Annotated in this window: 10 protein-coding genes; 5 read left to right on the forward strand and 5 right to left on the reverse strand. The window is 71.9% G+C overall.

Features of this window, described 5'->3' with window-relative positions:
* Positions 1–55 precede the first annotated feature (55 nt).
* Positions 56–1,351, forward strand: coding sequence for a streptophobe family protein (locus ACWFR4_RS22055; RefSeq protein WP_453654104.1), 1,296 nt, complete (start codon positions 56–58; stop codon positions 1,349–1,351).
* A 34-nt stretch (positions 1,352–1,385) separates the two neighbouring features.
* Here ACWFR4_RS22055 and ACWFR4_RS22060 read toward each other — a convergent pair whose 3' ends face one another.
* From ACWFR4_RS22060 to ACWFR4_RS22070, 3 genes are read right to left on the reverse strand one after another with little or no spacing between them, the layout of a single operon-like run.
* On the reverse strand, positions 1,386–2,387 hold the full coding sequence (locus ACWFR4_RS22060; protein WP_453463870.1) for a serine/threonine-protein kinase: 1,002 nt from the start codon (positions 2,385–2,387) through the stop codon (positions 1,386–1,388).
* The gene (locus tag ACWFR4_RS22065) at positions 2,387–3,073 is read right to left on the reverse strand and encodes a hypothetical protein (protein ID WP_453654105.1); all 687 of its coding nucleotides are present in this window, start codon (positions 3,071–3,073) and stop codon (positions 2,387–2,389) included. The genes ACWFR4_RS22060 and ACWFR4_RS22065 overlap by 1 nt, the downstream gene beginning before the upstream one ends.
* Before the next feature lie 13 nt (positions 3,074–3,086).
* A complete protein-coding gene (locus ACWFR4_RS22070) occupies positions 3,087–5,522 on the reverse strand; it encodes an FHA domain-containing protein (RefSeq protein WP_453654107.1) in 2,436 nt (811 codons plus the stop codon).
* A gap of 140 nt (positions 5,523–5,662) precedes the next feature.
* On the opposite strand from ACWFR4_RS22070, the gene ACWFR4_RS22075 reads away from it, so the two are divergent.
* The 4 genes from ACWFR4_RS22075 (at position 5,663) to ACWFR4_RS22090 (ending at position 10,224) form a co-directional block, all read left to right on the forward strand.
* Positions 5,663–6,259, forward strand: a complete 597-nt coding sequence (locus ACWFR4_RS22075; protein ID WP_453463879.1) for a hypothetical protein — start codon at positions 5,663–5,665, stop codon at positions 6,257–6,259.
* A 208-nt stretch (positions 6,260–6,467) separates the two neighbouring features.
* A complete protein-coding gene (locus ACWFR4_RS22080; protein ID WP_453463882.1) occupies positions 6,468–6,656 on the forward strand; it encodes a hypothetical protein in 189 nt (62 codons plus the stop codon).
* 158 nt (positions 6,657–6,814) lie between these two features.
* Positions 6,815–9,874 (forward strand): helix-turn-helix transcriptional regulator, encoded by a 3,060-nt coding sequence (locus ACWFR4_RS22085; RefSeq protein ID WP_453463885.1) that lies wholly within the window; start codon positions 6,815–6,817, stop codon positions 9,872–9,874.
* 95 nt (positions 9,875–9,969) lie between these two features.
* Positions 9,970–10,224 (forward strand): DUF6191 domain-containing protein, encoded by a 255-nt coding sequence (locus ACWFR4_RS22090; protein ID WP_453654202.1) that lies wholly within the window; start codon positions 9,970–9,972, stop codon positions 10,222–10,224.
* A 50-nt stretch (positions 10,225–10,274) separates the two neighbouring features.
* On the opposite strand, the gene ACWFR4_RS22095 is transcribed toward ACWFR4_RS22090, so the two are convergent.
* Both ACWFR4_RS22095 and ACWFR4_RS22100 read right to left on the reverse strand, forming a co-directional pair.
* Positions 10,275–11,450 carry a PQQ-dependent sugar dehydrogenase gene (locus ACWFR4_RS22095; RefSeq protein WP_453654109.1) on the reverse strand — a complete coding sequence of 392 codons (1,176 nt, stop codon included), beginning with the start codon at positions 11,448–11,450 and terminating at the stop codon, positions 10,275–10,277.
* Between the two features lie 266 nt (positions 11,451–11,716).
* Complete coding sequence (locus ACWFR4_RS22100) at positions 11,717–12,715, reverse strand: aldo/keto reductase (protein ID WP_453654204.1); 999 nt, start codon at positions 12,713–12,715, stop codon at positions 11,717–11,719.
* Positions 12,716–12,731 lie beyond the last annotated feature (16 nt).

The raw sequence follows: 12,731 nt of genomic DNA on the forward strand, positions 1-12,731 counted from the left end.
CGCGGTCGGCCCTCCCGAGGGGCGGACCGCCCGGCGCCTGCCTAGCGTGGCCTCCGTGAGCGAACAGGCATCCGACGGCCGGACCGGCACCAGGCGCAGCGCGAAACACGGCTGGGTCGCGGCCCTCGTGGCCGTGCTCGCCGGGCTCGTGGCCATGGTGGTCACGGCCGCCCTCGGTCTGTGGGCCGCGGGCGCGGCCGGGCTTCCCGGGAACTCCTTCCCCCGAGTGGTCGCCGCCGTCGTGGTGATGGCGGCCGGCGGCTCCGTCGAACTGGCCGGAAACGCCGGAGAACTCGCCCAGACACACGCCGACATCTCGGTTCTGCCCCTGTCCGTCACCCTCGCCGGAGCACTGGTGATCGCCGCCGGCTTCCTGCGGCCCCTGCGCCACCGGGCCATCGCGAGCGGCGGCGAACTCCTCGGCTGGGCCGGGCGGGTGGCCGTGCCGTGGGTGGTGGCGCTCATCGTCCTCTCGCTCCTGGCCAGGCAGGACTTCGCCATCCCCGTCACGGACCCGACCGGCGGCATCATCGAGGACGTCCTGGACGGCGCACCCAAGGTCGGATTCCGGACGAACCTGCCCCTCACGCTGCTCTTCGGCCTGCTGTGGCTCGCGGGCGTCATGATCCTCGCCGTCCTCGTGTCGCGCGGCGCCCCGCTCCCCGCCCGCCTCGTCCGCTTCCAGGAGTCGGTGCGCCCGGCCGCGTACGCGATGGTGGCGCTGCTGCTCGTGTACGTGGCCCTGGGCGTCGTCATCGGTCTCGTCGTCGCCGCGACGCGCGGCCACGCGTCCGAGACGTTCGCCGTGATCCTCCTCGGCCTGCCCAACCTCGTCTGGTTCTGCTACACCATCGGCCTCGGAGCGTCCTGGGAAGGCAAGGTCGAGGGTCCGTTCGGCCTGCCCGTGCCGCACATCCTCGACGCCGTACTCCGCACGCCCGACGTCTCCACCGTCGACGTCAGGACGCTCGCCGAGCAGGACGGCCGTATCTGGTGGTCGGTCGCGGTGGCCGCGATCCTGACGCTGGCGGCCGCGTTCGGCATGGCGCTGCGGTCACCCGCCCGGATGCGGGCCTGGCAGCACGCCCTCCACATGGCGGTGGCCCTCGTCCTGACCGTGCTCGCCATCTGCCTCCTCGCCCGTGTCTCCGCGCACTACGGCCTGTCGCTCCTCGGCATCGGCGACATGGGCGGCGGGCTCGGGGGCGAGGTGTCGCTCCGCCCGAAAGTGTGGAGCGCCCTCGGCCTCGCGGTCCTGTGGGGCCTGGTCACCGGGTTCCTCGGCGGCCTGCTCGCGTCCCGGCGCCACCGGCGCGGAGAGGTGGAGACGGCGCAACCGGACCGGAGTTGACCGGAGCTGAGCTGAGCTGAAGGGAGGGGACGGGCTAGCGCACGAGGCCCGTGAAGACCGGCAGCGCCCATCGCGGGGGTGCGGGCGGGGGCTCGGCCCTGGGGGACCACGTACTGATCCGGCCGTTCACCTGCGTCGGGGGATGGTCGTCCCGGGCGCCGCCACGGGCCGCCGCGCGCAGGGCCGCCACGAACTGGAGGCACGAGTCGTAGCGGTCGTCGGGGCTCTTCGCCAGCGCCTTGGCGAGTACGTCGTTCATCGCCGCCGGGAGATCCGGACGCGGCCCGGTCACGGGCGGCGGCGGGTCGAACTGGTGGGCCCACAGCAGCGCCATGTCGTCGTCGCGCTGGAACGGCGGCAGACCGGTCAGGGTCTCCTGGACGACGCAGGCGAGGCTGTAGACGTCGCACCGGCCGTCGACCGGGCGGCCGGAGATCTGCTCGGGCGCCACATAGTCGAGCGTGCCGACGAACTGGCCCACGGACGTGAACCCCGTCAGCGACAGCGACTTCTTCGTCAGGCCGAAGTCGGTGAGGTACACGTGCTCGGGGTGGTCGCTGTCCGTTCCCGCGGCGACCAGGATGTTGCCTGGTTTCACGTCCCGGTGCACCAGGTCGTGGTCGTGGGCGGCGTCGAGCGCGGACGCGACCTGCGCGGCGATCCGTACTGCCGTCCCCACGGGCAGCGGACCCTGGCGGTCGATGAGCGCGCGCAGGTCCTGGCCCGCGACGAAGCGCATGGCGATGTAGAGGATGCCCTCGGTCTCGCCGGCCTCGAAGACCGGCACGATGTGCGGATGGTCGATCGCGGCGGCGACGCGCGACTCGTGCGTGAACCGCTTACGGAAGGTGTCGTTACGGGCGAGTTCGGGGGCGAGCAGCTTGAGCGCGACGGTGCGATCGAGGCGCAGGTCCATGGCCCGGTAGACGACCGCCATGCCGCCCCGGCCGATCTCGCTCTCCACGCGGTACCCGGCGATCTGCCGCCCGAGCAGATCGGACGGTCGGCCGACGGGCAACTGCGGATCGTCCGTCATCACCGGTCACCTGGTGCCTGGGTGCTGCGCTCGCGCTCGGCCGGGTCGATGCCGGTCATCTGCTCGGGGTCGACGACGCGTGTGGGCTCGGGGGCGTTGGGGGCCGGGGCCTGGTCCGGGGCGGGGGGTGCCTCGGACGGGCCGGTGTACGGGTCCGCGGCCCGCGTGGGCGTGGGCGCCGGTGGCGCCGCGCTCGGCCGTCCCGGTCCCGCCCCCACCGCGTACGTACTCAGCTGTGTGCCGTCGCAGTACACCCACCGCTCGTGCTCGGCGTCGTACAGCCACACCGCCTCGCCGTCGACGACCATCCCCACCCGCAGCCCCTGCGTGCGGCGCTGGAACGTCTCCCCGTCGATGCGCTCCTCGGCCAGTTCCTGCGCGGCCCGCCGGTACTGGCCCGCAGCCTCCTCGACGCGCGCCATCAGCGGGCGCGGATCCGCCGTGCGGGCCATGGGCTTTCCGGCCTCCGGCGGGTCGCGCGGCACGGCGACGAGCAGGCGACCGTCGACCCACGCCGACCAGCCGTTGGCGCACACGATCCGGCCCCAGTCCGCGCGCCGGTCGACCAGTTCGACGGGGAGCAGCGGGTCGAGCGGCTGCGTGGGCCGGGACACGTCCGGCTCCTCCCAGGCGGGCATCCCGTCCGGGGGCACGACATGGGTGGGGCGGAACTCCGGTGTCGCCATGGGCGCCTCTCCGCTACTTCCGCATGATGGCGGGCTCGTGCCGGCGCAGCAGGCGCGCGACGGCGAATCCGAAGACGACCGAGAGCACGACCAGCATCCCCATGTTGAGCAGCCACACCCCGGCGGAGTGTTCGAACAGGGGGTCGCTCGTCAGCTTCCCCGGCACGATCCGGGACAGACCGACCGTGCCCGCCATCGCGCTGAGCGCCCACCGCGACGGGACCAGCCACGACAACTGCTCGATTCCGGGCACCCCGTGCAGTTTGAGCAGCGCACCGCAGAACACGACCTGGATGATCGCGAGGAGTACCAGGAGCGGCATGGTGACCTCCTCCTTGCGCACCAGCGCGGACACGAGCAGACCGAGCATCATCGCCGTGAACGACAGGAGGGCCACGGTCAGCGTGATCTCCACCAGCGGAGGCATCAACACTCCCTTGCCACCTGGCGCGTTGAGGTCGACACCGACGAGCCCGACGAGCGTCAGCACGATGGCCTGAAGCACCGTGATCGTGCCGAGGACGACGACCTTGGACATCAGATACGCGGATCTGGACAGCCCGACGGCACGTTCCCGCTGGTAGATCACCCGTTCCTTCACCAGCTCGCGCACGGCGTTGGCGGCGCCCGTGAGCACACCGCCCACACACAGGAGGAGCAGCGCGTTCATCGCCGACTCCTGGGTGAGACGGCTGCCGGCCAGCGCACGCACCATCGCACCCATGACGAAAGGCAGCGCGATCATGATGACGAGGAAGGTCCGGTCGGCGCTCAGCGCGGCCGCGTACCGGCGTACGAGCGTCCTCAGCTGCGCTCCCCAGCTCCGGGTCCTCGGCGGCGGCGCCACCTCCGCCGAGGGGGCGGTCGGCAGCCGGGGCTGCGCCGTGGAGTTCACGATGTACTGACGGTGGAACAGGGACGCGTTGTAGTCCTCCGCCCAGCCGCGGTCGCTGTCGTTCTCGAAGGCCTCGAACGCCTCCGGCCACTCCTCGAAGCCGAAGAACCCGAGCGCGTCCCCCGGCGGGCCGTAGAACGCGATCTTCCCTCCGGGGGCGAGGACCAGCAGCCGGTCGCACACCTCCAGGCTGAGGACGCTGTGCGTGACGACGATGACGGTCCGCCCGTCGTCCGCGAGGCCGCGCAGCATGTGCATCACCGAACGGTCCATGCCCGGGTCGAGCCCGGACGTCGGCTCGTCGAGGAAGAGCAGTGACGGCTTCGTGAGCAGTTCGAGGGCGACGCTGACGCGCTTGCGCTGACCGCCGGACAGGCTGTGGATCGGCTGCGTTGCCCGCTGTTCGAGGCCCAGCTCGCGGACGACCTCATCGACGCGGTCGCGCCGTTCCGACTTCTCGGTGTCCTGCGGGAAGCGGAGTTCGGCCGCGTAGCCGAGGGCCCGGTGCACGGTCAGCTGGGAGTGCAGGATGTCGTCCTGCGGCACGAGCCCGATGCGCTGGCGCAGTTCGGCGTAGTCGCGGTACAGGTCACGGCCGTCGTACAGGACCGTGCCCTGATCGGCGGGGCGCAGCCCGGTCAGCGCGTTGAGCAGTGTGGACTTGCCCGCGCCGCTCGGGCCCACGACAGCGAGCAGGCACTTCTCGCCGACCGGGAACGAGACGTGATCGAGGAGCGTCTTGCGGCCCCGGTCCACGGTGACCGCCAGGCCCTGGACGTCGAGCGAGACGTCGCCGGTGTCGACGAACTCCTGCAGCGTGTCGCCGACCAGGCAGAACGCGGAGTGGCCGATGCCCACGATGTCCCCGGGCGAGACCCGGGCGCGGGAGACCGGTGTGCCGTTGAGGTAGGTGCCGTTGTGCGAACCGAGGTCGACGATCTCGTATGTGCCGTCGGGCTGCGCCCGCAGCTCCGCGTGGCGGCGGGAGACGATCAGGTCGTCGACCACGAGGTCGTTGTCGGCGCTGCGGCCGATGCGCACGGTGCGGGCGGGCAGCGGCCGCACGGTCGTCGGCTGCCGGAACGTGCCGGTCGCGCCGGGCATGGAGACGGAGGAGGGCCGTTCGGGGGCGCGGGGTGTAGCTGACACCTGATCAAGTACGTGATCAGGAATGCGGTCCGGTACTTGATCCGCCAGGTGATCCGTCACGGGTTTGGGTGGCGGTGGCGATGGCTCATGGCCGACCAGTACGGCGCGCGGCCCGTCCGCGGGGTGACCGAACCTGATGACCGTCCCGGGTCCCACCCCGGACTCGTGGATGCGCCGGCCCCCGGTGTACGTGCCGTTCGTACTGTCCTCGTCCTCCAGAGACCAGTGGTCGGCGACGGGCCGGAGCACCGCGTGGTGCCACGAGACGCGGACGTCGTCGATGACGATGTCACTCAGGGGGTCGCGACCGACGTGGTAGTCCCTGCTCGGGCTCATCACCGTGGGTCCGGCATCGGTTTCGAGCACAAGCTCGGGCGCAGTCGACGCGACGGGCCGCTCTGCCATGTCCGAATTCTATCGACGTGTACTGGTACGCGCCTGATCGGACGAGTGCCCCGGCCGCACACAGGCCCGGCACAGGCCGGTCTCAGCCAGGACTCAGCTCGTTAAGAGAGCTCTCAGACTCCGTCCGTACGGTGCGGGGCATGGTTACGAAGACTGATGACGAGACGACCGAGACCCCTGAGTCCACCACCGCCGAGGCCGCTGAGACTGCTGACGAGAGTCCTGAGGTCATCGAGGTCACCAAGGAGGCCGAAGGCACCGACGCCGCCGACGCCGCCGAGGGCACGGACGCGGACCTCGACGACGAGCCGTTCGCGACCGCCGCGCCCGTGGAGGACTCCTCCGGTGCGGGGCAGGGCGCCGGCGCCGTCGTCTCCGCGGCACTCGGCGTCGTCGCACTCAGCGGCAGCTGGGTCGCGACCGTCGCCTCGGCCCGCGAGTCCCTGATCGGCCAGCTCCAGACCTCGCAGAGCGCGAGCGTCGCCAAGCAGGTCTCCGAGGTCTACGGCGACTCGTGGCACGCCACCGCCCTGGTCGGCGGCATCTTCGCGCTCCTCGCGCTGATCGTCGGCGCGGTCGTCCTGGCCAGGCCCGCGTTCGGCGCCCCGGGCAGGCCGCAGGCCGTGTGGATCAAGTCGGTCGCGTGGGCGGGTGTCTCCCTCGGCATCCTCGGTCTGCTTCTCGCCGTGGCGAAGTACACCGACATCCTTATGGCGCTTCCCTCGACCTCTTCCTGATTCCTGCTTCCTGAGACGTGCGGCGGGGGTGCCTCAGACCGGGTCGGGGGTGCCTCAGGCCGGTCTGAGGCACCCCTGAGGTACATCTAAGGCACCCCGTACCCGGGACATGCGGCACTCTCCCGATGTGGCGGACCCCCCTGGGAGACGAGTGTTGAGGCATCGCAGAAAGCGAAGCCGAAACCCACTCGCCACCAGGGAGCACCAGATGTACGAGTACGAGATCCACCAGGTCCGCGCCGCCGAACTGGTCCGCCAGGCCGAGCACAGCCGCCTGGTCCGCGAGGCCCGGCGCAGCCGGCGCGCGGAGCGCCGCGCCGCTTCTGCCGGCCAGGACGCGGAGGGGCGGGTGAACAGTCCGCGCTCACGCCGTTCGCGTTTCGCACGTGCGGCCTGACGATGAGGGCAGAGCCGGGGGAGGGCCACACGGGTGTGGTCCTCCCTTTCAACTTCAGCTCCAACTCCGGCGCAGCCGACAGGCATATCGAGGTCGCTGACCCGCGCCCGACTCTGCCCTCGGCGATAACGGGTGCCGCTGCGTCGGACCCCTGTGCGATGCTCGCCCCTGTGGAGACCAGGTGCGTCAGCCCGGTGTTCGTCGGCCGCGCCGGCGAGCTGGGAGTACTCAACAAGGCGCTCGCCCGTGCCACCACGGGGGAGCCGCAGGCCATGCTGCTCGGCGGGGAGGCGGGGGTCGGAAAGACCCGTCTCGTCGAGGAGTTCGCGCTCGCCGCACGACGCGAGGGCGCCGTCGTCGCGCTCGGCGGATGCGTCGAGATCGGTGCGGACGGGCTTCCGTTCGCCCCCTTCTCGACCGCTCTGCGCGCCCTGCGCCGACTGCTGCCCGAGGAGTTCGTCGCGGCGGCCGCCGGACAGGAGACCGAACTCGCACGGCTCCTGCCCGAACTCTCCCCGGCGCCGACCGGACGCGACGGACGCCACGACGAGGAGAGCATGGCCCGGCTCTTCGAGCTGACGGCCCGTCTGCTGGAACGCGTCGCCGCGGACCGCACCGTCCTCGTCGTCCTGGAAGACCTCCACTGGGCGGACGCCTCCACGCGCCACCTTCTCTCCTACCTCTTCCGTACGCTGCGCAGCGGCCGCCTCGTCATCGTGGCCACGTACCGCGCCGACGACGTCCACCGCCGCCACCCTCTGCGCCCGCTCCTCGCCGAACTCGACCGCCTGCGCACCGTCACCCGCCTCGAACTCGACCGCTTCAGCCGCGACGAGGTGGCCCGCCAGGTCGCCGGGATCTTCGCCGCCGAGCCCGAACAGGCCCAGGTCGACGACATCTTCGAGCGCTCCGACGGCAACGCGTTCTTCGTCGAGGAACTGGCCGTCGCCACCAGCGAGGGCAGCTGCACCGGCCTGTCCGAAACGCTGCGCGACGTGCTCCTCGTCCGCGTCGAGAGCCTTCCCGACGGCGCCCAGCGCGTGGCCAGGATCGTCGCCGAGGGCGGCTCCACCGTCGAGTACGCGCTGCTCGCCGCCGTCGCCCGGCTCGGCGAGGACGAACTGATCGAGGCCCTGCGCGCCGCCGTCGGCGCCAACATCCTGCTCGCCACCCCCGACGGGGACGGCTACCGCTTCCGCCACTCCCTGGTCCGCGAGGCCGTCGGCGACGACCTCCTGCCCGGCGAACGCTCCCGCCTCAGCCGCCGCTACGCCGAGGCACTCGAGGCCGACCCCTCCCTCGTCCGCGCCGACGAACGCGTCACGCGCCTCGCGAGCTACTGGTACCACGCCCACGACCCGGCCAAGGCCCTGCCCGCCGTCCTCGACGCATCCGTCGAGGCCCGCCGGCGGCACGCCTACTCCGAGCAACTGCGGCTCCTGGAAAGGGCGATGAACCTCTGGGACGAGACCCCCGAGGACATCCGCGCCGAACTGCGCCCCGTCGACTACACCGAGGTCTACCCGCCCTGCGGCTGCGACCCCGCCACCACCCCCCTGCGCTATCTCGACCTGATGGCCGAGGCCGCCGTCGCCGGCCGCCTGTGCGGCGAACGCGAACGCTCCCTCAAGATCACCAAGCGCGCCCTGCGCCTCATCGACGACGCCGACGACGAGAAGGACCCCCTGCGCGCCGCCTGGTTCTGGATCCAGCGCTCCCGCCTCGTCCCGTCCCTCGGCCGCGGCGACGGCTGGGCCGAGATCGCCACGGCTCAGGAACTCGTACGCGGACTGCCGCCGTCCGAGGTGCACGCCGAGGTCCTCACCAACGTCGCCTCCTGGGGCATGCTCCACAACCCCGGCGAGGAGACCCTGGCCGCCGCCGAACGGGCCGTCGAATACGCCCGCATGGTCAAAGCCGAGGACATCGAACTGAACGCGAGACTCACCCTCGGCAGCCTCCTCGTCGACGCGGGCGAGGCCGACCGGGGCTTGGCCGAGATGTACGCCGTCCGCGACCGGGTCGTCGAGATCGGCCTCGTCCCGCAGGTCGGCCGCGTCCACATCAATCTCGCCTCCGCTCTGGAGAGCGCGGGCCGCTCCCTCGAGTCCGTGACCGTCGCCGAGTCGGGCATGGACCTGTGCCGTCGGTACGGTCTCCTCGACTCGGAGGGCTGGGTCCTGACCAACATGGCCGAGTCCCTCACCTCCCTGGGCCGCTGGACCGAGGCCGACGCCGTCGTCGACACAGCGCTGCGGTCTTCCGCCCTGAGCGCCAAGCCCCGCGGCACGGCCGCCCTCCGCCGCGCGGCTGTCGCCCTCGGCCGCGGCGACCATGCCGAGGCGGGCGCCCAGCTCACCGCTGCCCGCGCCACCTACGGCACCCACGACACCATGCCCCAGTACGCGCTGCCCCTGTCCGCCCTCGCCGTAGGCATCGCGGCCGCCGCCGGTGGCACCCAGGGACTCCTCGACGCCCGCGCCGAACTTGCCCGCGTCGTCGGCGAGGGCATCCCGCCCAGCAACCAGCGCTACGCCTGGCCCCTCCTCGTCGCGGCCGCCGTCGCCGAGGCCGACGCGCGGGGCCTGCCGACCGCGGAGCCCGGCCGCGCCGGAGCCGTCGACCGCATCCGCACCGCCGCCAAGCGCCTGGCCACACCCATGCCCGTGTGGCTCGCCCACGAACAGTGGGTCCGCGCCGAACTCCTGCGCGCCGAAGGCCGCGACACGCCTGACGACTGGTCCCATCCCCTCACCTCCTTCGAGTCGCTCGACCGCCCCCACGACCTCGCCCGAGTCCGCTTCCGCGCGGCGGAATCACTCCTCGCGGCAGCCGCCACGTTCGAGGACGAGAGGGAGCGGGCCACGGAACTGCTGCGGCTCGCCGGAGCCGTCGCCGACCACCTCGGAGCGCGCCCGCTCACCGAAGCGGTCGCCCTCCTCGCCCAGCGCGCCCGTCTCACCCTGAACCCCGCCGCGCCACGCCCCCAGATCCCTGCCGACCCCGCCGAGGAACTCGGCCTGACCAGCCGCGAACGCGACGTCCTGCGCCTCGTCGCCGCCGGACGCAGCAACCGCCAGATCGCCGGGGAGCTCTTCATCTCCCCGAAGACGGCGAGCGTCCACGTCTCCAACATCCTCGCCAAGCTGGGCGTCGCCGGCCGCGGCGAGGCAGCCGCCCTGGCCCACCGCCTGAGACTGTTCGCGCCGACGGGCTGAGCCCCAGGGCGCGACGGGATCGTCACGATGGGTGAAATTTCGCGCTGTCGTACGCTGGACTGAGGTCTCGGCCACCCGGAGGCGCCGTGTTCAACATGTTCGAGGAGCTGTTCTCGCCCGGCCGCAAGCACACCAACGAGGAGCGCAAACGGCTGGAGCTGACCCGCGTCGACCTCAACGACGGCGACCCGGGGCGCGGCCCCATAGACCTCACCTCCGGCAAGGTGGTGGTCCGCATCCCCGCCCAGACCCCACCGGACCCGACGGACGAAGCGGAGTCCGGGGAGCCGGCCCCCGAGGCGGACGCGCCCGGCCTCGCCCCCACGGCCCCCTCCGACGGCGAGACCTGAGCCCCTGGTTCCGCTCCCGCCCCGCCCGGGACCGGGGCCTGCCCCGCCGTTCAGGACACCTCGAGCTCCAGGATCCGGTCGTCGCCCTTCCGGGGCGTGCCTCTCGAGTCCGTGTTGCTCGTCGTCAGCCACAGCTTGTTCGTGCCCGCGGCGACCACCGTGCGCAACCTCCCGTACTTGCCCTGCTCGGTCGCCTCGTCGATGAGGAAGGACTGGGGCTCCGCCGCCACCTCAGCCCCCTTCAGGGGGATCCGCCACAGCCGCTCGCCTCTCAGGCCCGCCATCCAGACCGAGCCCTCCGCGTAGGCGATGCCGCTCGGTGACGCCTCGGACGTGTGCCACACGGCCACCGGGTCGTGGAAGCCGGACTTGCCGCTCTTGCCCTCCACGTCGGGCCAGCCGTAGTTGTCACCCGGCACGATCAGGTTGAGCTCGTCCCACGTGTCCTGGCCGAACTCCGAGGCCCACAGCCGCTTGTCCTTGTCCCAGGCGAGCCCCTGCACATTGCGGTGACCGTACGTATAGACCACGGAGTCGCCGAAGGGGTTTCCGGGCGCCGGTCTGCCGTCCGGGGTCATCCGGAGGATCTTGCCGCCCGGGGACTTCTTGTCCTGGGCGTACTTCGTCACGTACGTCTCGCCCGTGCCCGCGTAGAGCAGCTTGTCCGGGCCGAACGCGATGCGTCCACCGTCGTGGTTCGTGCCCTTCGGGATGCCCTTGAACACCGTCTCGGGCGCGCCCAGCTGATCGCCCGGCGGCTTCTTCGCGTCGTACCGCATCCGCACGATGCGGTTGTCCGACTTCGCGGTGAAGTACGCGTAGAGCCAGTGGTCGGAGGCGAACGACGGGGAGAGAGCCAGGCCGAGCAGTCCGCCCTCGCCGCCAGGGACCACCCCGGGCACGGTGCCGACCTCGGTCTTCCTGCCCGTCTTCGTGTCGACCCGCGTGATCGTCGCCTTGTCTCGCGAGGACACCAGCAGGCCGCCGCCCGGCAGCGGAGCCAGGCCCCAGGGGGAATTCAGGCCTTCGGCGACCGTGCGCACCACCTTCACCGAACCCTTCACCGGACCGGTGTCGCCCCCTGCGCGCCCGGAAGCGGACGTTCCTGGTTCGGACGAGCCGGGGGAGGCGCTGTGCCGGCTGCCCGACGGGCCGTCGTCACCCGAGGAACACCCCGCCGTGAACAGGATCGAGGCGCAGGCCAACACGGCCAAGACGGGCTGCACACCTGGACGTTGCACGATCGGATCCCCTCGACGCTGCGGACTGGGCTGCTCTTCTGTGCTGCGGTTCTACTGTTCATACACCGCAGCCACCCCGCAGGTTCCCGATCAACCCCGACGCGTTCGGACCAACCCACTCCCGCCCGCCGCTCTCACAGCCCCAGCCGTCAAAACTCCCCCAGTCCTCAGAATTCCCCCCCCTCAGCCCCCAGAACTTCCGTCCTCGGCCCCCAGTCCAAGAGCTCCCCCTCAGTCCCAAGACCCCCGAGTCAGTCCCAAGACCCCCGAGCCCGCGGCAGCTCCCCGATCTCCGCCAGATCACGGTCCGTGAGCCGCAGCTCCGCAGCCGCAGCGTTCTCCGCCGCCCACCGCTCCCGCTTGGCACCCGGCACCGGGACCACGTGCTGTCCGCGGCTCAGTACCCACGCCAACGCCACCTGCGCCGGAGTCACCTCGTCCCCGTGCCGCGCGGCAATCCGGCGCAGGCCCGCCACGATCGGCTGGTTGGCCGCCATCATCTCCGCGGTGAACCGGGGATGCCGGGCCCGCAGATCGTCCGGTTCGAAGCCCTGCCCAGGCGTCAGCGTGCCCGTGAGGAAGCCGTTGCCCAGCGGCATCGCCGCGAGGAACCCCACGCCCCGCGCCTCGCACCACGGCAGAAGCGTCTTCAGGGCCTCCGGCGACCACACCGAGAGCTCGGCCTCCACCGCGCTCACCGGGAACACCTGCTGCACCCGCTCCAGCTGCCGGATCGTTCCCGCATGCAGCCCGGCCCCGCCCCGCCGTGTCGCCCGCGCCCCCACCGCGCACAGCCCGAGCGCCCTCACCTTCCCCGCGCCCACCAGTTCCGCCATGGCGCCCCACGTCTCCTCGACGGGCACCTCGGGGTCGGCCCGGTGCAGCTGGTACAGATCGATCGTGTCGGTCTGGAGCCGCCGCAGCGACGCGTCGCAGGCCCGCTTCACATACCCGGGCCGGCCGTTGGCGACGATGTGCTGCTCCCCGACGAGCAGCCCGCACTTGGTCGACACGAAGGCGTCGCCCCGGCGCTCCTTCAGGACCCGTCCGAGCAGCAGCTCGTTCGTGAACGGCCCGTACATGTCCGCCGTGTCCAGCAGGGTCGACCCCCGGTCCAGCGCGGCATGCACCGTGCGCACGGACTCGTCCCCCCGTTGCCGCGAGCCGGTGTAGGCCCAGCTCATCGGCATGCACCCGAGCCCGATCGCGCCCACCTCGAGCGCTGCCGCCCCGATCGTCCTGCGCTCCACCTGGAAGTAGCCTCCC

The sequence above is a fragment of the Streptomyces sp. NPDC055140 genome (genome assembly GCF_053607285.1).